The sequence below is a fragment of the Microcoleus sp. B4-D4 genome (genome assembly GCF_036705185.1).
Classification (GTDB): domain Bacteria; phylum Cyanobacteriota; class Cyanobacteriia; order Cyanobacteriales; family Microcoleaceae; genus Microcoleus.
Window position 1 is genome coordinate 60,971 of sequence record NZ_JAUBTX010000016.1, and the last position, 18,069, is coordinate 79,039.

At 45.2% G+C, this 18,069-nt stretch carries 17 protein-coding genes; 10 read left to right on the forward strand and 7 right to left on the reverse strand.

Going from position 1 to position 18,069, the window contains the following annotated elements; all coding sequences use genetic code 11:
- Window positions 1-115 precede the first annotated feature (115 nt).
- Window positions 116-982: a carbohydrate ABC transporter permease gene (locus tag QUB13_RS14470; protein ID WP_333381885.1), complete on the reverse strand. Its 867-nt coding sequence runs from the start codon at window positions 980-982 to the stop codon at window positions 116-118.
- A 66-nt stretch (window positions 983-1,048) separates the two neighbouring features.
- Here QUB13_RS14470 and rpsF point away from each other — a divergent pair, with 66 nt between their 5' ends.
- Window positions 1,049-1,384: a 30S ribosomal protein S6 gene (gene rpsF / locus QUB13_RS14475; RefSeq protein ID WP_333381887.1), complete on the forward strand. Its 336-nt coding sequence runs from the start codon at window positions 1,049-1,051 to the stop codon at window positions 1,382-1,384.
- Between the two features lie 347 nt (window positions 1,385-1,731).
- Here rpsF and QUB13_RS14480 read toward each other — a convergent pair whose 3' ends face one another.
- Complete coding sequence (locus QUB13_RS14480; protein WP_333087419.1) at window positions 1,732-2,478, reverse strand: creatininase family protein; 747 nt, start codon at window positions 2,476-2,478, stop codon at window positions 1,732-1,734.
- Between the two features lie 262 nt (window positions 2,479-2,740).
- On the opposite strand from QUB13_RS14480, the gene QUB13_RS14485 reads away from it, so the two are divergent.
- From QUB13_RS14485 to QUB13_RS14500, 4 genes are all read left to right on the forward strand, one after another.
- The gene (locus tag QUB13_RS14485; RefSeq protein ID WP_194009093.1) at window positions 2,741-2,890 is read left to right on the forward strand and encodes a hypothetical protein; all 150 of its coding nucleotides are present in this window, start codon (window positions 2,741-2,743) and stop codon (window positions 2,888-2,890) included.
- Between the two features lie 141 nt (window positions 2,891-3,031).
- Window positions 3,032-3,775 (forward strand): response regulator transcription factor, encoded by a 744-nt coding sequence (locus QUB13_RS14490; protein WP_333381890.1) that lies wholly within the window; start codon window positions 3,032-3,034, stop codon window positions 3,773-3,775.
- A gap of 558 nt (window positions 3,776-4,333) precedes the next feature.
- Window positions 4,334-7,099: an ATP-binding protein gene (locus tag QUB13_RS14495; protein WP_333381892.1), complete on the forward strand. Its 2,766-nt coding sequence runs from the start codon at window positions 4,334-4,336 to the stop codon at window positions 7,097-7,099.
- Window positions 7,100-7,108: 9 nt separating this feature from the next.
- On the forward strand, window positions 7,109-7,501 hold the full coding sequence (locus QUB13_RS14500) for a response regulator (protein ID WP_333381894.1): 393 nt from the start codon (window positions 7,109-7,111) through the stop codon (window positions 7,499-7,501).
- A gap of 56 nt (window positions 7,502-7,557) precedes the next feature.
- Here the strand turns inward: QUB13_RS14500 and QUB13_RS14505 are convergent.
- The 4 genes from QUB13_RS14505 to QUB13_RS14520 all read right to left on the reverse strand — a co-directional run bounded on the left by QUB13_RS14505 (window position 7,558) and on the right by QUB13_RS14520 (window position 12,725).
- A protein-coding gene (locus QUB13_RS14505) for an ISKra4 family transposase (RefSeq protein WP_333381956.1) occupies window positions 7,558-8,624 on the reverse strand; the annotation gives its coding sequence in 2 pieces (ribosomal slippage) (window positions 7,558-8,456 and window positions 8,456-8,624; 1,068 coding nt in all).
- A 285-nt stretch (window positions 8,625-8,909) separates the two neighbouring features.
- Complete coding sequence (locus QUB13_RS14510) at window positions 8,910-9,665, reverse strand: 4'-phosphopantetheinyl transferase family protein (RefSeq protein ID WP_333381896.1); 756 nt, start codon at window positions 9,663-9,665, stop codon at window positions 8,910-8,912.
- A 125-nt stretch (window positions 9,666-9,790) separates the two neighbouring features.
- Window positions 9,791-11,107, reverse strand: coding sequence for a dihydroorotase (locus QUB13_RS14515; RefSeq protein WP_333381897.1), 1,317 nt, complete (start codon window positions 11,105-11,107; stop codon window positions 9,791-9,793).
- A gap of 256 nt (window positions 11,108-11,363) precedes the next feature.
- A complete protein-coding gene (locus tag QUB13_RS14520) occupies window positions 11,364-12,725 on the reverse strand; it encodes a histidine phosphatase family protein (RefSeq protein WP_333381899.1) in 1,362 nt (453 codons plus the stop codon).
- Between the two features lie 438 nt (window positions 12,726-13,163).
- On the opposite strand from QUB13_RS14520, the gene QUB13_RS14525 reads away from it, so the two are divergent.
- From QUB13_RS14525 to QUB13_RS14540, 4 genes are all read left to right on the forward strand, one after another.
- The gene (locus QUB13_RS14525; protein ID WP_333381901.1) at window positions 13,164-14,756 is read left to right on the forward strand and encodes a CPBP family glutamic-type intramembrane protease; all 1,593 of its coding nucleotides are present in this window, start codon (window positions 13,164-13,166) and stop codon (window positions 14,754-14,756) included.
- Between the two features lie 186 nt (window positions 14,757-14,942).
- On the forward strand, window positions 14,943-15,155 hold the full coding sequence (locus QUB13_RS14530) for a hypothetical protein (RefSeq protein ID WP_333381904.1): 213 nt from the start codon (window positions 14,943-14,945) through the stop codon (window positions 15,153-15,155).
- Window positions 15,156-15,221: 66 nt separating this feature from the next.
- Window positions 15,222-15,569 (forward strand): NINE protein, encoded by a 348-nt coding sequence (locus QUB13_RS14535; RefSeq protein WP_333087409.1) that lies wholly within the window; start codon window positions 15,222-15,224, stop codon window positions 15,567-15,569.
- Between the two features lie 282 nt (window positions 15,570-15,851).
- A complete protein-coding gene (locus tag QUB13_RS14540; RefSeq protein ID WP_333087408.1) occupies window positions 15,852-16,556 on the forward strand; it encodes a helix-hairpin-helix domain-containing protein in 705 nt (234 codons plus the stop codon).
- 94 nt (window positions 16,557-16,650) lie between these two features.
- On the opposite strand, the gene QUB13_RS14545 is transcribed toward QUB13_RS14540, so the two are convergent.
- Window positions 16,651-16,815: a hypothetical protein gene (locus QUB13_RS14545; protein WP_333381907.1), complete on the reverse strand. Its 165-nt coding sequence runs from the start codon at window positions 16,813-16,815 to the stop codon at window positions 16,651-16,653.
- Between the two features lie 235 nt (window positions 16,816-17,050).
- Between QUB13_RS14545 and chlG the strand changes: the two genes are divergently transcribed.
- The gene (chlG, locus tag QUB13_RS14550) at window positions 17,051-18,061 is read left to right on the forward strand and encodes a chlorophyll synthase ChlG (RefSeq protein ID WP_333381909.1); all 1,011 of its coding nucleotides are present in this window, start codon (window positions 17,051-17,053) and stop codon (window positions 18,059-18,061) included.
- Window positions 18,062-18,069 lie beyond the last annotated feature (8 nt).

Below are 18,069 nucleotides of genomic sequence, written 5' to 3' on the forward strand. Positions count from 1 at the left end.
GAAGCCGAAGGCTAGTCATTAGTCATCATGAAGCAGGAAGAATTTTAGAGTGACAATGCCCAATGCCCAATGCCCAATCCCCAATCCCCAATTCCCAATTCCCAATTCCCTAATTCTATCCTTTGACTCCGGCGGCGGCTTCTGTCGGTACAATGTATTTTTGCAAGACCAAAAACAGTCCTAAAACTGGAACAATGGAAATAATTGAACCCGCCGCTACCAAACGCCAATCTAAGGAAAATGTCCCGGCTAAATTAGCAACTCCTAAAGGTAACGTGTAATATTCCGGTCTGTCTAAAACTAGCAGCGGCCACAAAAAGTCGCTCCACGAACCGATAAATACAAAAATTCCTAAAGTGACTAAAGCTGGTTTAATTGCCGGAATCATGACGTGCCACCAAATGCCTAATTCAGTGCAGCCGTCGATGCGGGCGGCTTCTTCTAATTCTTTGGGAACTGCTAGGAATGCTTGCCGCAATAAAAATATGCCGAAGGCTGAGGCTAGTCCGGGAAATATTACGCCTAAATAGCTGTTTTTTAATCCGAGTTGCACTGTCAATATGTACAGCGGAATCATGACTATTTGGAAGGGTATCATGATGGTGGAAACGATCGTAATTAAGATGGCTTCGCGGCCGCGAAAGTTTAGTCTGGCTAAGGGGTATGCGGCGAGGGCGCAAAACAAAACGTTGATGCTGACTGTGAGGCCGGCAATTAGGGTGCTGTTGAACAGGTAGCGGCCGAAGGGGTTGGTTTGCCACACTTTGATGAAGTTTTCGAGGGTTGGCTGTTGTGGCCACAGTTGCGGGGGATATTGAAAGATGTTTTCGGTTGGGGATTTGAGGGAGGTACTCAGCAGCCACAGCAGGGGGAAGAGCATTAAAAGTGCGATCGCCCCCATGATACTGTACGTCCACAGCGTGCTCCACCGCGATCGACCGTTGTTTGGGGAATTTGATTTTTTAGTTTTGAGATTGTTCATGGTTGGGGTATGATCATAAGTCCTTGCTTCGTGAGAAGCCTTGTTGTCCATAAGGGGATTATTGCCATGAAACCGTTTATTTACGAAACAATGTACATTTTGCGCCCTGATTTGGGTGAGGAAATGACTGACGCGGCGATCGCGAAATATCAAACTATTTTGCGCGATCAAGGTGCTGAAAATATCGAAACTCAGCACCGCGGCAAGCGCCGTTTGGCTTACGAAATCGGCAAGCACCGCGACGGAGTATACGTTCAAATGAACTATACTGCTCCCGGCGCTGCAATTTTTCCTATGGAACGCGCCATGCGTCTGAGCGAGGAAGTGATTCGCTATTTGACGATCAAGCAAGATGTCCCTGATGCACCGGAAGCTGAAGTTGAAGCGGAAGCCGCAGCGTAAAAATCCTGTTGTTAACTTAACTTTTTAGTAGTACGGATCTACTGTTTGATGATTGGAGCCAGATCCCCCCTAGCCCCCCTTCTTAAGGGGGGGACTGGAAGTGTTCAAAGTCCCCCGACTATCCGGGGGGGACAGGAATCTTCTCAAAGTCCCCCTTCTTAAGGGGGATTTAGGGGGATCTGGCCTCGGATCAAAACGCGATTTATCAAGATTTTCCGGCGTTGCTGATTGACAGTATGAATTAAGTTCTACGAAAAGACTCAAAGGCACAAAAAGTCTGTCTTCGGCAAAGATTAAAAAATGTACATTCATACTAAATTTCAGCAACGCCGATTTTCCGACAATTCTCAATCTGAGTTCAAAAACTCTAAATAGTTATTAGTCAGTTCTTTGACTGCTAACTCGTAAAACTGCTGGCCGTGTTCTGGGGTTGCTAGAGCCGGATTTGAACCCATTCTGCCGTCGGGATATCGCCGTCGGAAGTTAGCAGCACTGTAAATTTTGTACCCGGATGCAGCTTGTTCCGAAAGCGGTGCTTGCTTGATTGCTTCTGGATAAAGGTACTGGGTTAAGGCGATTTCGCTGGGGGTGGCGTGGGAACCTTCTTGGTTTCCGTACAATTCTTTGGCGAGTTTGTAGACTGAACCGCACATGAACCAGTTGCCGATTTGACACTGGATTCGATCGGCATTTGGTAGATTTAAGTCCGACAAATGCGCGTAAGTCTCGGAAAATGCTGCTTTCATCGTGGCAATGTTGCCGCCGTGACCGTTGATAAAGAAATATTTCTCAAATCCAGCTTTTGCTAAAGATGTGATATAATCTCTGATTACGAGAATCAGGGTCTGGGGTCGGAGGCTGATGCTGCCGGGAAAGCTGGTGTGGTGCAAGGCCATCCCCACATTAATTGTCGGGCCGATTAAGGCATTGGCAGCTTCGCCGACACCAAGGGCGATCGCACCAGCAGCAATGGCGTCAGTTCCGATTAAGCCGGTGGGCCCGTGCTGTTCCGTCGAGCCGATCGGGATAATTATGCCGCGGGAACTTTCTAGATAAGCTTCTACCTCCGGCCAGGTACTCAAATGCAGCAACATTATAGGCAGTTTACAGATTTTTACTTACAAACTCGATCCTAGCCGGCAAGCGCAGAAAAAGAACTTTGGGCAAACTTATGATTGTATTCTTAAACAAAGCTCTACAGTCCGATCGCAACTTTACAGTGATATTACTTAACTTTAATAATTTAACCAATTAATTACCAAAACTTTACCTTTTAATAACCTTTTAAGAGTAGTATAACAAGCATCTCCCTATAGATTGGGTGTTACCCGGTCAATTAACGGCGGGCAATGTTTTATGAAATTAACACCAACCCCTAAAAATGACCGGGCTTCTGATGCCTGGACGCAGGCAAACAGCGCAGCTATCGCAACTGCTCTACGGCTGTACTTTTTGCACGAGCAAGTAGAAATAGTCGAGCGCGTGTCTGTGGGATGGGCTGGCTAAGGATTACAAGCGATCCTCTTCGAGGGCTTCGCTAACGAACAAATGGCGATCGCGTACAAGCGATCGCAGCGCGAGAGGCCTCAGCTACTGAAGAAGGCACCTCACGCTAGCCACATACAAACATAACTCCCACTGATATTTATGTCTTCTGCTGAATTAAGCGAAAGTCCTTCAAGGTTGGCTGTTGGACAAGCCGGCCGCATCTTGTTATTGGAAGGTGAAGACCTGTTGCGGGAAATGCTAGCTTTAGCCCTTAAAGAACAGGGCTATGAGGTGGTGGTTACTAGCGACGGGCGTAACGCTCTGCCTACTGTGCAGGCTTCCTCGTCATACCACGGTGAATTTGCCTTTAACCTGTTAATTATGGATTCAATTAACGGTTTGGATCTGTGTCGAATGTTACGGCACCAAGGCAATCCAGTTCCTATTTTAATTATCGGCGCTAGAGGAAGTGCGAACAATTGCGCTTTTTATCTAGAAGCCGGATCGGACGATTATCTAACCAAGCCTTTTGGAATGCGGGAATTTATCGCTCGCTGTCGGGCGCTGATGCGTCGCCAGCGCCTCGTGGGTCAGTTGTCGCAACCGGTGATGCTGCAATATAAGAGCATAACTTTGTATCCCGAAGAATGCCGCGTATTGGTTCGCGGCCTTGAAGTAAAATTTTCTCCTAAACAGTTTCGCTTACTGGAACTATTTATGAGTAATCCCCGGCGAGTTTGGTCTCGCGATCGGTTGTTGGAAAAAATTTGGGGTCAAGATTTTATCGGAGACAGCAAAACAGTTGACGTTCACATCCGCTGGCTGCGCGAAAAGTTGGAAATCGATCCCAGTCAACCGGAATATATCATTACGGTACGGGGATTCGGCTATCGATTTGGTTGAATTTCAAGTCAGTTCTAGGGTTGGAAGTTGCATTCCAAATTGATATAGGGACACAACATTGTTGTGTCCTTATTTTGTCTGTGCAGGGTTTGCTGAATAAAAGCAGAAGGCAGGCCCGATCGGGGTTTTAACTGAGATATTGCACCATTCTCAATAAGGTTTTTATGGGCGGGCAGGATGCCCACCCCACAAGAAATTAATTATTTGTGGAACAGGCCGGAAAGCCTGTTCTTGAGAATGGTGCAAGATGTGAGTTTTAATCTTTTTTTGACCGAGCAAGTACAATTTATAGCAGCAGCGAGGCTCAAAACCCTTGCACTTTCGTGAGAAGCCGCTGGGTTAATTTGAGAAATAAGCGACGAACCTACTATTTTTCAAGCTGTGTGGCGGGAGCTTATTCGCTTTGTAGACTTTTTCAGCAAGCCCTATTTACGGTGGGCATCGCCCACCTGAAGATTAGCTCCTCTGGCTTGTGTTAAAAAAGGTTAGGACTCAGGGGAAGGATTGTATCTAGGAGTTGAACCAAAACCTGCCTTATGACAATCGAGGATTCTCATTATGAACAGAACTAAATCTGCTGGTAGCTTCGCTGCCAAAACTGCTCGCTCCCGAACCTTGCGAACAGTTCTGATAGTTCCCTTCGTCTTGCAACTCTTCGCGGCGGTGGGACTGGTAGGATATCTCTCATTTAAAAACGGACAAAAGGCAGTCAATGAAATTGCCGATCGACTGATGGCAGAAGTAGGCAGCCGCGTCGAACAAAACCTGGGTACTTACCTGAGTGTACCGCATCAGGTCAACCAGATCAATGCTGCTGCGATCGAACTCGGCACCCTTAACCTGAAAGATTTACCTGTTTTACAGCGTCATTTCTGGCGGCAGCTTCAGATATTTGACACGCTCACTTTTACGGGTTTAGGGTTAGAACAAAAAGACAACTTGGGGGCAGAAAGACTCGACAACGGCTCGCTGACTTTGAGAATATCTACAGCAGCAAGTAACTATGATTTTCGCACCTATGCTACCAATAAGTCCGGTGAAATCACTCAATTTTTAAACAACAAAATTAATTTCGACCCGCGCACTCGCCCTTGGTACAAAGCTGCGGTAGCTGCTAAGAAGCCCACCTGGAGTGAGATTTATCCCAATACGGCCGGTCTGACTGCTTATCTCGGCGCATCTATGCCTTTCTATGACAAACAAGGCAAATTGCAAGGCGTAGTGCTAACTAATATTAATTTGTCCACGATTGGCAAGTTTCTGGAAAGCTTGAAAATCGGCAAAACCGGACAAGTTTTTATTATTGAGCGATCGGGAATGTTAGTCGCAACTTCGACAGGAGAAAGACCGTTTCACACGGTTAAAAAAGACTACGGCGCGGAACGAGTTAAAGCAATTGACAGTAAAAATATTTTTACCAAAACCACTGCTCAATATTTAGCAACTAATTTTAACGAGTTCCAATCTCTCAAAACCTCGCAGTCACTAGAATTCAAGATTCAGGGCAAACAACAATTTTTACAAGTTCTACCCTGGCAAGATGACAAAGGATTGGATTGGTTAATTGTTTTGGTTGTGCCAGAAGTGGATTTCATGGCACAAATCAATGCCAATAATACCGCAACAATTTGGTTGTGTGCTGCTGCTTTCATTGTGGCGATAATTGTCGGAATTGTGACGGCGAGATGGGTGACTCAACCAATTTTATCTTTGAACGATGCGGTTAAAAATATTGCTAAGGGTGAGTGGGGAAAAAGTATAACAATTAACCGCGATGATGAAGTCGGAGAACTTGCCAATTCATTTAATAGCATGGCGAAGCAACTGCAACTATCCTTCACAGAATTGCAAGCTTTGAATACCGAATTATCTGAGAGTAAAAGCAGACTTTACCAAATTTTAGAAGCGGTTCCAATCGGGATATTTGTCGCCACTTCTAGCGAGAAACCTTATTATGTTAATTCTCGCGCTCTGGATTTATTGGGTACAGATAAAGTTGCTAATAATGCGTCTGAACTTCGAGAGATTTATCAAGCTTATCTAGCAGGTACTAACGAAATTTATCCCGCCGAAAAAGATCCAATTATCAATGCTTTTAAAGGGGCCAGCGTTAACGTTGATGATATGGAAATTCGCCAGCATGACAGGACTATTCCGATCGAGGTTTGGGGAACGCCCATCTATGATGATAAAGGAAAGGTGAGTTATGCGATCGCAGCTTTTGCCGACATCACCCAACGCAAACAAGCGGAGAAATTGGTAGCAGAATACAACCGCACCCTCGAAATCCAAGTGGCGGAAAGAACCCAAGAACTCAAAACAGCATTAGACAACCTGCAAACCACTCAGGAAGAGTTGATTCAATCGGAAAAAATGGCAGCTTTAGGTCAATTAGTCGCCGGAGTTGCTCACGAGTTAAACACTCCGCTGGGCGCGATCCGATCGAGTGCGGGAAATATGATTAAGTTTTTGGGCCCAACTATCACCAATTTACCCTCACTGCTTCAGTCGCTTTCCCCCGCAGAAACTGACACTTTTAGCCAATTAATGTATCGCTCGCTACAAAAAGATATGACTTTAACAGCTAAAGAAGAAAGGAAGTTAAAACGGGCTTTGATTCGTCAACTCGAAGGCGAAGATATTGAGGAAGCGGATGATATCGCCGACACCTTGGTGGATATGGGGATTTACGAAGCTGACGATTTTCTGTCTCTGCTGCAAAAGGGCGATCGCGATCGCATCTTAGAAATCGCCTACAAACTCTCAGAAATCCAGCGAGGAACCCAAATAATTAATACCGCAGCCGATCGCGCTTCTAAAGTCGTTTTTGCCCTCAAAACCTATGCCCGCTACGACTCATCAGAAAAGATGGTTCAATCAAATATCACTCAAGGCATAGAAACCGTACTCACCCTGTATCAAAACAACCTAAAACACGGCGTAGAAGTAATCCGCAAGTTCGCAAAAATACCGCCCGTACCGTGCTACGTAGACCAACTGAATCAGGTATGGACAAATCTGATTCACAACGCCCTGCAAGCGATGGAGAATAAAGGCACATTAACCCTGGAGATCCTGGAAGAAGGCAAATATATCAAAGTCAGCGTTACAGATAGCGGCAAAGGAATTCCGACCGAAATCATGCCCAAAATATTCACTCCTTTCTTCACAACAAAACCCCCCGGAGAAGGCAGCGGTCTCGGTCTCGATATAGTCAAAAAAATCCTTGACAAACATCGCGGTAAAATAGAAGCTGCATCGGTACCTGGCACAACTACCTTTACGGTTTTTCTGCCTGTCAATTTCCAGGAAACAATTAGTTAAACAAACAAAATGTCTAAACCAATCATCCTGTGTGTTGACGACGAACCAGTAGTATTAAAAAGCCTCAAAACCCAACTTAAATCAGCTTTTGGAAATGCTTACATTTATGAACTAGCGGAAAATCCCACCGAGGCTTTAGAGTTAATTGATGAGTATAATGACGATGAAATTTCGATTATTTTGATTTTATCGGATTGGTTAATGCCAGAAATGAAAGGAGATGAATTTCTAATTCGCGTCCATCGAAAATTCCCGAAAATAGTAAAAATTATGCTAACAGGTCAAGCCGATGAAAAAGCCGTGAAGAGGGCTTTTGACGAAGCGAACTTACATCGGTGTTTGCAGAAACCTTGGTCGGAATCAGAGCTAATCGAAACCATTAAAACTGCCTTATCGCTATGACCAAACAAGTAATTATTTGCGTTGACGATGGGGTGCATCTCACTTTGGCAAATACATCAAATTGAAAGTTGACCGTTGAGGTAAGCACAGCGAAGAGAAAGGATAGAGGGAACACTCTCAATATTCCATTGCGCTCCTGATATTTTGACCCTGAATCCAATTCGTTTAATAATTGATTCAACTGTTCCAGAACCAATCGAACTTATGGATTCTTCTTTATAGTATTGGTAGTTGACTATTCGACAACGATGGGTTTCTAAATAGTTACAAAATGTTTTAACTGCTTTTTTTTTCATTTCTTTAAATAGATTAATGACTTCATCTATTTTGCCTTGCCACAACATATTTTCTGCTAGCTTTAAACGTTTTAGTGAGCCTCCTATCTTGTAAAGATTTTCTTTTAGATGATACCAATCTAAAATTTCTTGTCTTTGTTCGACATCTCCGATTTCTTGAAATATCTTCCAAATTCCGGCATGACCATCTCCCAAACAATACATAGGATGTAGCAATTTTTGGCTGTTAGTCCAATCAATTAAATCTTGATTATTTTGAAAAAATGCTCCCGAATAAACATTATCGAAACAAACGGCTTTATAGTCTTTCCAGTAACACCCTTCGCCTTTAGATTCGTTGCGTAGTCTGACTTTTCCGCCATCTAATGTAATTTCTTGGACTCCTTGTTTAGATATAGGTACTTCAAATTCTTGTCGCTTGACTAATCTATGTAATGTACTGTGAGAGATTTTGATACCAGTGAAAATCTCTAAATCTTTTTCTGCCATTTGATAAGATTCGTTGGCACTGATTAAAAGACAGCATTTTTCCATCAGTGGACTGAATTGACTATAAGCTTTCAATCCAAAATATTTCGCCTGATTATCTGTAATTTCGAGCGAACCGACTATTGATTTTATTTTTCGGGGTTTTCCTGTTTCAATTCCTGATGCTGCTGAAAAAAAAAGCTACCTAGTTCTGGACCAACTTCTTCTAACATTTTTTGACGAAGAGATTTTTCGATACTGTCAAAACTTTTTAACTCGGTTGGATCTGTATTTTTGTAAAGAATTTCTGCGGCCGCTTTTAAGTGGGCTTTTAGCTGTTCTTGGTCTGAGGGTGTCATTTTCTTTACCTCATCTTTATTTGGCAATTTTACTAGCTTTTTCATTTTAACCCTTTTTGGGCATACTCGCCAAAGTGAGATGCACCCTGACGATGAAAAAACTATTTTGAAAAGTCTGAAAATAGAATTCGTAGTGTGGACTTTAGTCCGCTCTATTTTGCGGACTAAAGTCCACACTACAAACCATTTTTATTATGGTAATCGATCGCACTTGATATCAATTCCTAAATCTCAAATCTAAAATATAAAATCTCATTTTTTTACTTTTTTGAAAAAGGCTATAACTCAACACTCTGCCGTCCACTGCCAACAATCAAGTTTGTGGCAATCCCCTGCAACTGCAACAGCCGCAACCATATCTGAACTGGAAATTAATTCAATTAAAGACCATTTTGATGCTTCATCGGGGTTTGCTTTGACATTTAACAGCGCTGCTGGTTCTCCAGGTGCGAGGGTGACATCAAACTCATTTAAAGGAAGAGAAAGTCCTTTGCCTACTGCCTTGATATAAGCTTCTTTGCGAGTCCAACAGGTGAAAAAAGCTTTCGTCTGGAGATGTTCTGGCAGCGAAATGAGTGCTAATTGTTCTAATGGTGAAAAAAATCTTTCAGCAATTTCTAAACAAGAAGTTTTGGGCTTTATGGCTTCAATATCCACACCAATTTCTCGATTTTTGGTTATAGCAATTAGAGCTATTCCCCTAGTGTGAGACAAATTAAAACGCAGGGTATTTCCACCTTGGGCGATGGTGAGAGATGGTTTGCCGTAGGGATTGTATTCAAAGCATAGAAGGGTGGGGTTTATATGCAGGTAGCGACTCAAAATCGCTCTCAGCGCACCGCGACTTACAATAAATTGATCTCGATCTTTGGGAAAATGAAAACGCTCTGCTTTTGTCTGTTCATCGGTTGAAAGAGTTTGTTGTAAACTCTGCAAACAAGTTTCTGTTTGAGCTAGAGAGACGCGCCAAACATGAATTTCGTTGATGTCTAATTTCAGGTTTTGCGGTGGGGAATTCCACGAAGGAACGACAGCAACCATATATTTACCATGCCTTATCCAAAGCTTCCAGTTACCAAATTACCGCTCCTATTCTCGATCTTCTTTCTCTTCCTTAGCGCCCTTTGCGCCTTCGCGGTTCGTTAAATAAATCCTAATTCCAACGGTCAATTAATCCAAGTTTGCACAACCTTACCTGCTAATTTTTGTCCCAACCAAGGCGTATTTGCCGATCGCGACTTCAGACTGTGCGCCTCAACCGTCCAAGTCATTAACGGGTCGAACAAAATCAGCTCAGCAGAGACTCCCGGTGCAGCCGTGGGGGGCGCTTGTCCGAGACAAGCGGCGGGGCCTGCGCTCAACACTCGCCACAGTTCTAAAGCCGAAATTTGACCAGTTTCCACGAGTCCGTGCCAGAGCAAAGGCAAGGCTAATTCTAAACCGATCGCCCCAGGCGGACTATCAGCAAAAGCCACAGTTTTCTCCTCGTAAGTATGCGCGTTGTGGTCGATCGCGATCGCATCAATCACCCCATCTTTCACAGCTTGAATCAGCGCCAATTGGTCGCCCAGATTGCCCAGCGGCGGTTCTAGATGTAAATTCGGATCGTAAGCAAACGAAGCAGTCAGAGCATTTTTACCGCCTCCAGAATCTTTGGCGTTACCTGAAATTGCCCCAACATTCAACAGCAAGTGCATCCAAGTCACACTCGCAGTCACCGGCAAACCCCGCGCCTTAGCATCCCGAATCAATTCCACGCTGCGCGCCGTAGAAACGCGCATGATATGTACTTTCGTGCCCGCCGATGCCACCAACTCCAGGATGGCCGCCAAAGCCGATGTTTCCGCAGTCGCAGGAATTCCCGGCAAACCCAAACGCACCGACACCGCACCCTCCCTCGCCGCGCCATTTCCTGCCAAAGTTCGATCGCACGGCCACAAAGCCACCGACTTGCCCAAAGGCTGGATATATTCAAGCAAACGCCTCACCAGAGCCGGATTGCTAAGCGGCAAACCGTCGGCAAACCCCACCACCGCAGAGGAGGCCAGCTCGCCCAACTCAGCCATCTGCTGCCCTTTAACGCCCGCTGTCAGCGCGCCCCAAAAATACAAGCGGGGCAGCCCCGGCGACAAATTGCGGATATGTTGCTGCAACAAAGCTAAACCGGCCAAGTTGTCTGCAGGCGGCGATGTATCGGGCAAAATCGCCACCCGCGTAAAACCGCCAGCAGCCGCCGCCTGCATTAAGGATTCTAGGGTTTCTCGTTCTTCAAAACCCGGTTCTCCGCTGTGACTGTAGATATCGACCAATCCCGGCCCTAAAATTAGTCCCTGAGAATCTCGTACTTCGGTGTCGGTGGGAATCTCGCTAATTTTTTCTTCGATTGTTTCGATCTGATTTTCTTTAATTAGAATATCAGCGGTGCGATCGAGCTTTGAAACTGGATCTAACACTCTTACATTTTGTAGCAGTTCGCGACTCATATAGTAGCAGAAGGAAGTTCGGGAACGAGCAATGTACGGGATTTAACGGATGTAACGGAGGTCGGGAAGAGGGAAGTACGAACCGCGAAGGCGCTAAGTACACGAAGGAAGAGGTAAGAAGGAATAAGTAATAAAAGCAAGGGTTTCAATTATTCAGAATGCTTGGTGGTTGTGATCGGGGTTCGGACATTTGTTAGGCGGGGGAATTGTAGCAGAGGGGATTTTCTCTGCTACACTTTGCCGATCGCCTTACAAATTACAGTGCTCCGGCTGCTGTTTTGTCAAAAATGCCGCCGCTTAAATGAGTTGTGATGTTCATCGCCTGCAATACTGGCAAACCGTCGGGGCCGTGGGGATAATCGATGACGCTAACGGCCCCATTTCCTTGTTTGAATTGCCAAAAATGTTCGGGTTGCAAATTGAACAGGTGGCACAGAAGGGCTTTATTGACGGCATCGTGAGCAACTACAATTCCTGTACCAGAAACCGATCGTACAATTTCTTGCCAAGCTGCGATCGCCCTTGTCCAAACTTCCTCCAAATTTTCTCCTTCGGGCATTTGTACGTTTTGTGGAGATGTTTTCCATTCATCCAGCAAACCCGGATAGGATTGTTCTATTTCTGATTCAAACTTTCCTTCCCAAAGTCCGTGACTAATTTCTCTCAATTCGTCGCGGAGTTGTAGTTGCAAACCGCCGTGATGTTGGAGAATAATTTCCGCAGTTTCTTTCGGTCGCAGCATGGAACTGCTAATCGCAAAATCTAATTTTACATCTTTGAGAAATTCTGCAGCTTGCCGAGCTTGTTCGCGACCGTTATCGTTGAGAGGTACGTCTATTTGTCCTTGAAATTTACCTGCTTTATTCCAATCTGTTTCGCCGTGACGCACCAGCAACAAGCGCGGGCCGCTGTGTCCGTCCCTCGGTTTCGGGAATTTTTCTCCGGTATGGGCGGTTAAATTCAGCGATTCTAATTGAACGGCAATTTTCTTATTTTGCTCTGTTTTTTCATCACCACCTACAGGAGAAGGCCCAAAATTGATGACGCTAATTCCGCAATTTGACTGCTGAATAGATTGATAGTAATTCGGAGAAATTTCGGAGGCTGTAGCGATGAGAGCGCGGTTGATTCCGTTGTGACCTACTACTAGAATTGTGCCTTCAGGGTGGCGAGAAAAAAGCTCTTTCCAAAAATTGCGGGCGTTAGCAAATATTGCCAATACTGGAAAGTGTTCGACTTCTCCTTCGGCTGAAGGTAGTTTCATGGAAAATTTGTCAGGCTGTTTTTGCCATTGCTGATATGCGTCGGGGAATTGGTCGATCGCATCTTGACGCAACATTCCTTCCCACAGAGGTAAATCGATTTCCATCAATTTATCGGTTGGTTGCAGTTGTGGCGGATTTGTCAAGCGCGACAGGATGATTTCGGCTGTTTCTTGCGCTCGCTTCAGGGGACTTGTATACGCAGCATCGAAGGCGATGGTGCTGAGTATGTCGCCTACTTGAATCGCGCCGCTGCGCCCTGCTTCTGTCAAAACTGATTTGTCGAGGCGGCCTTGGATGCGGCGCTCTAGATTGTAGGTGCTTTTGCCGTGACGGACTAAGATAATGCGAGTCATTCGATTTTAGATTTTAGATTTTAGATTTACGATTTACGTTGCTGTCGAGTCTTCGTCGGCGGCTTGTGGCGCACCTTGTGCGCCACACATCGCTGCACAGTACACTAATCCTCTCGCGCGCGCTTTGGGTGTATACCTTACGCATAAACGGCGAGTCGAAGATTTGTGGCGCAAGTCCTGTTGAGCCGAGTCAAAAAGATCGGCCAGTGAAATTTTACCAGTTGTCGGGCTACTCTCGACTGGAACGACATATGGGGAGCATCTGGGTTTTGCAACGCCGCATTTTTTGACTAAGCGTGCGAGCACCTCAAGAGCTCGCGTATTGTACAACTCGTTCTTTGGGGACAGCAGTATAAATGCAAAACTTAGATGCTCCCGACATATGATTAAAGACGGACAAGACTTAGCCACGGATTTGCGCGGGACGGAAAAGCAGGCATGACACTGAAGCGGATAATTTTAAGTATTTTAACGGCGATCGCGATCGCCCTAGTCGGTTTATCTTTAGTTGGTAGTTGGAACCAGCCGCAAATTCAAAGCCGGCTGGAACTCTACCAGACAAATTTGCTGCTTCACGCCTCGGAGTGGCAACCACAAAACGATGGCGATGCTAATTTAACTTCGGCACGCAACAATATTGTCGGTACAGAGCCTTTAAATACTGCTTTGACGCAGTATCAAGAAGCACGAGATACCACTCGAAAAGCTATCACAACAACTCAATCACAAATTAAAGATATTCAGTCTGCTATCGCAGCTAAACCTGATAATAATACTCAGAATTTGGCTCAAAAAAAGGTTTTGTCAGAGTCGATCAAGCAACAGTTAGCGCTGCAAAACGAAATTGACTTGCGCGTCGGAATTTTGCAGGCAAGCAATGACAAAACTGAGGCAGCAATCCAAACTTGGCAAAATTTATTGGAGCGGTACAAAACTGAAAGTGATGGCGATTCTTCGGTGGCAACTGCTAGAGTTTTAACTGGAATTTGGAGCGATCCGGCTCAACTGCTGCCGGATGCCGAGCCGCGCATTCAAAAGTCTTTGGAGGGTTGGTTTCGCTATCGCGCTCTCGCTCAACTTTACAAGCTGCAAGAACGTTCTAAGGAACTCGCAGCCCTGCAAGCTACAGAGCAAGCAACGGCTGAAAAAGCTATAGAAAAATTGGCACTTATTGTAGGCATTCCGGCGATCGCGCTTTGCATCGGTACGTTTTTGCTGGTTGGTTTGACTGTACAGTGGCTGTTGCAGCGGCGACAGTTAGATAAGGCTAGTTCCGGGCCGCTGTTGGCGCGAAATGGGAGTTTGGCTTGGGATGTGCCTTGGGATGGCGAGATTGTTTGGCAGGTGCTTGTGGTCGGCTTTTTCTTTGTCGGGCAAATCTTGATTCCCTATTTGTTATTGCCAGTTTCTCTGGCTGTTCTTAAGCTGAATCCGGCTACTTTTGACCCGCGCGAAAAGGCTTTTTATATCTTTGCTACTTATTTGTTGCTGTCGGCTGGCGGGCTTTCGGTACTGTATTTTTCAATTAAGTCTTTTTTGCCTTTGCCTGATGGTTGGTTTCGGCTTAATTGGCGGGACAATTGGTTTTTGTGGGGGTTGGGCGGCTATTTTGTGGCCTTGCCTTTGGTAGTTGTGGTGTCGCTGATCAATCAGCAATTATGGCAGGGACAAGGTGGCAGTAATCCGATTTTGCCGATCGTCCTTGAAGGTAGAGACAACGTGGCTCTGGCGGTGTTTTTCGGCACTGCTGCGATCGCCGCTCCGGTTTTTGAGGAAATCGTGTTTCGGGGCTTTCTGCTGCCTTCTCTGACTCGCTATTTGCCTGTTTGGGGGGCGATCGCAGCTTCGGCTTTCTTGTTTGCTGTGGCTCACTTGAGTGTCTCCGAGATTCTGCCCTTGGCGACTTTGGGTGCGGTGTTGGGCTTTGTGTACACGCGATCGCGCAATCTCCTCGCTCCCATGCTTCTCCACAGTCTTTGGAACAGCGGAACTCTCCTGAGCCTGTTTCTTTTGGGCGGCGGCGCGAGTTAAGTCGCGCGGTTGTTAATAATTGTGAATTCACCTTGCTTTTTTCGCAGGTTTGAGAAACTGCCAAAAAAGCAGGTGTGCCACCAGCCCGCGATCTTCAATCTAGTCCCAAATTGGGAAGCTAAACGGAAAAACTTGTTTTAACATAGAAGTAACATCTTGTCCGGTTTTTGTAGATGGGTCGCACGAATGAGCAATTTCAACAGCCGCAAGTTAGAGGGAGCACCGAATTGGATGCGTTTGGCACCCTACGCAGCTCTAGGCATTTTAATATTTTCTCTCAATTCAGGCAGCGAACTAAATTATTTCATGAGAGGCTACTTGGTCATTCTACAAGCTCAAGCCGGTATAGTTCTGCTGTATTTTGCCATGTCTAAATTTCGCAAAAGCCCTAATAAATGAGTAAAAATTAGTAATAATGCTTCGCTCGATCGCACAAGTTAAAGTAAAAAAACTGGGAAAGAGAAAATGGTAAAAGATAAAACCGTAGCAGTTGTGTTAGCTTTTTTTATTGGAGGTTTCGGAGGACACAAATTTTATTTAGGAAATAACGTAGCAGGAATATTTTATTTGCTTTTTTCCTGGACGTTAATTCCCTCACTGATCGCATTTTTCGATTTTATCGGTCTGCTGCTGATGTCGGAACAAGCTTTTCAGGTACAGTACAATCACGGAGTATTGCCTTCTGGGTATATGCTCAGAGGGGCAAAAGATGTGACAGGGGCGATCGCCGAATTGAAAGGACTTTACGATATGGGCGCAATTACTGCCGAAGAATATGAAGAAAAACGCCAAAAACTGCTCCGAGAATTGTAATTAAGAAGTTCGGCCACGGATTCTGTAACCGATTTAACGGATTTAACGTATCTAAGCAAGAAGGGAAGTCACTATCAAAAGGGTGGGATTTAAACAAGAGTCAAATATAAACCAATACGCTTCAGTTAAGCCCGGAGATCCCCCCTAACCCCCCTTACAAAGGGGGGGACAAGATATTCTCAAAGTCCCCCTTCTTAAGGGGAATTTAGGGGGATCTCCGGGGAAGAAACATTTTTAAGTGAACCGTATTGAACTCTAAAATAGATCGAGGATAAAACTACAGTGTCTCAAGATTTATACTGGCTGCGTCAAACTCCCAACTGGGTGTGGTATTCTTTTATTCCCTACTTCGGCGGATTGGCGATCGCCTATGCAGGCCAAAAAACAAATATTCGCAGTTGGATGGGATGGGGTGTTGGCATTACTTTAGCAGCACTAGCGCTATCTTCTTCAACTAATTTGGGGACTCTGGTTTGGATAGCTCAAATTGTCACTGCTTTTGCCTTGAAAAAGCGCTATCTCATCAAAACCGCACCCAAAGGCTTACTCGTTCCTGCAACTGCGACAAATGCCCAAGAACTGGCTAACCTACGTGGCAAAATAGATATTAATGAGTGCACCAAAGATGATTTGGTCAGAATATTGGGTTTGCCCATCGTCTACGCTAACGATATTGAATCTTTGCAAAACGAAGGCTACATTTTTACCCACGCCGAAGAGTTATCGGAAATCGCCGGAGTTCCAGAAAGTCACGTCAGACGCATCGCTCCGATGATTTGCTTCAGCTACAATTATCAAAAAGAATCACAATTTAGTTGGAAACGGTTAAATATTCTGTCGCCGGAAGAGTTAATTCAGAGCGGTTTAGATCGGGTTGTGGCTGAAACAATAGTTAGAGAAAGGCAGATCAAAGGTGCATACAAATCAGTTGTTGATGTCAAGCGGCGCACGGGACTGCCTTTTGATTCCTACCGCCATATTTGTTAAGTTGCAGTTGTTAAACTGTCGCGGCATTTAAATTGTATGTTCAGGAGGGGACAGCCCACCCCACAATACGGGGAATTGTTTTGTGACATAGAATTTACAGGCCGCAACAGCTTAGTACGAACTGCTTAGTTGGGTAAGTCATGTAGAAGACATATTGAGTTTCTGCCACCGGTTTTGGCTCGATCGGATGATTCAAGGTTAGCAGGACAAAAAGCTCGATCGCATCCTGGTAACTGACATAGAATCTACCTGCTGGCAAAAATCTCCCCAGCAGGCGAACCCAACGAAAAATTCAAAAAAACTTTTAAAAATCTTGACATTTGCACCAAATAATGATATCAAACAATATTGGTAAAAATGGTAATTTTCCCTAGCATCAACTCCAATCCGGGGTAAGTTTTCCAGACATTGCCTTAAATATCAGTTGTATACTGTCAGAATTATTATTCAAACGCACAACGACACAACAGTAGCAGTACCGCTAACATCAAATTATGTCTGACTCTCCTCCATCTCAAATCTCCCCAGAAGCTGCACCGGAAAGTGCTGCTACCGCAGATCGCAGTGCCAAAACTCGGCAATTGTTGGGCATGAAAGGCGCTTCTAGCGGGGAAACTTCGATCTGGAAGATTCGCTTGCAACTGATGAAACCGATTACCTGGATTCCCTTAATTTGGGGCGTGGTGTGCGGGGCTGCGTCTTCTGGAAACTATGTTTGGAATTTAGAGAATTTTTCGATCGCGGCAGCTTGTATGTTGATGTCAGGGCCTTTGCTTACTGGCTACACTCAAACTTTGAACGATTTTTACGATCGCGACATCGACGCTATTAACGAACCCTACCGCCCGATTCCCTCCGGTATCATCTCGATTCCCCAAGTAGTAACGCAAATTTTGGTATTATTAGCCGCAGGCATTGGGGTGGCTTATGCTCTAGACTTGTGGGCGGGTCACGAATTCCCAATCATGACTGTCTTGACTCTCGGCGGCGCGTTTCTAGCTTACATCTACTCTGCGCCACCGCTGAAACTCAAGCAGAATGGCTGGTTGGGAAATTATGCCCTGGGTGCTAGTTACATTGCTCTGCCTTGGTGGGCCGGTCACGCTTTGTTCGGCAAACTTGATGCTACTATTATGATTTTGACCCTGTTTTATAGTTTGGCAGGGCTGGGAATTGCGATCGTTAACGATTTTAAAAGTGTCGAGGGCGATCGGCAATTAGGGTTAAAATCTTTGCCAGTGATGTTTGGTATCAGCACTGCAGCTTGGATTTGCGTGTTGATGATCGACATCTTTCAAGCTGGGATTGCAGGCTACCTGATCAGCATCCACCAAAACCTTTACGCTGTCATTCTCCTGCTGCTGATAATTCCCCAAATTACTTTTCAGGATATGTACTTTTTACGCAATCCCCTGGAAAATGATGTTAAATATCAGGCTAGCGCTCAGCCTTTCCTGGTTTTGGGTATGCTGGTAGCAGCCTTGGCACTTGGTCATGCGAGTTAAGAAGAATT

Excerpts from the sequence above, each read along its gene's own strand:
- QUB13_RS14525 (WP_333381901.1), top strand. The coding sequence starts at position 13,164 with ATGACACTGAAGCGGATAATTTTAAGTATTTTAACGGCGATCGCGATC.
- QUB13_RS14510 (WP_333381896.1), bottom strand. The coding sequence starts at position 9,665 with ATGGTTGCTGTCGTTCCTTCGTGGAATTCCCCACCGCAAAACCTGAAA.
- QUB13_RS14495 (WP_333381892.1), top strand. The coding sequence starts at position 4,334 with ATGAACAGAACTAAATCTGCTGGTAGCTTCGCTGCCAAAACTGCTCGC.
- chlG (WP_333381909.1), top strand. The coding sequence starts at position 17,051 with ATGTCTGACTCTCCTCCATCTCAAATCTCCCCAGAAGCTGCACCGGAA.
- QUB13_RS14515 (WP_333381897.1), bottom strand. The coding sequence starts at position 11,107 with ATGAGTCGCGAACTGCTACAAAATGTAAGAGTGTTAGATCCAGTTTCA.
- QUB13_RS14535 (WP_333087409.1), top strand. The coding sequence starts at position 15,222 with ATGGTAAAAGATAAAACCGTAGCAGTTGTGTTAGCTTTTTTTATTGGA.
- QUB13_RS14500 (WP_333381894.1), top strand. The coding sequence starts at position 7,109 with ATGTCTAAACCAATCATCCTGTGTGTTGACGACGAACCAGTAGTATTA.
- QUB13_RS14520 (WP_333381899.1), bottom strand. The coding sequence starts at position 12,725 with ATGACTCGCATTATCTTAGTCCGTCACGGCAAAAGCACCTACAATCTA.
- QUB13_RS14480 (WP_333087419.1), bottom strand. The coding sequence starts at position 2,478 with ATGTTGCTGCATTTGAGTACCTGGCCGGAGGTAGAAGCTTATCTAGAA.
- QUB13_RS14470 (WP_333381885.1), bottom strand. The coding sequence starts at position 982 with ATGAACAATCTCAAAACTAAAAAATCAAATTCCCCAAACAACGGTCGA.
- rpsF (WP_333381887.1), top strand. The coding sequence starts at position 1,049 with ATGAAACCGTTTATTTACGAAACAATGTACATTTTGCGCCCTGATTTG.
- QUB13_RS14490 (WP_333381890.1), top strand. The coding sequence starts at position 3,032 with ATGTCTTCTGCTGAATTAAGCGAAAGTCCTTCAAGGTTGGCTGTTGGA.
- QUB13_RS14485 (WP_194009093.1), top strand. The coding sequence starts at position 2,741 with ATGAAATTAACACCAACCCCTAAAAATGACCGGGCTTCTGATGCCTGG.
- QUB13_RS14530 (WP_333381904.1), top strand. The coding sequence starts at position 14,943 with ATGAGCAATTTCAACAGCCGCAAGTTAGAGGGAGCACCGAATTGGATG.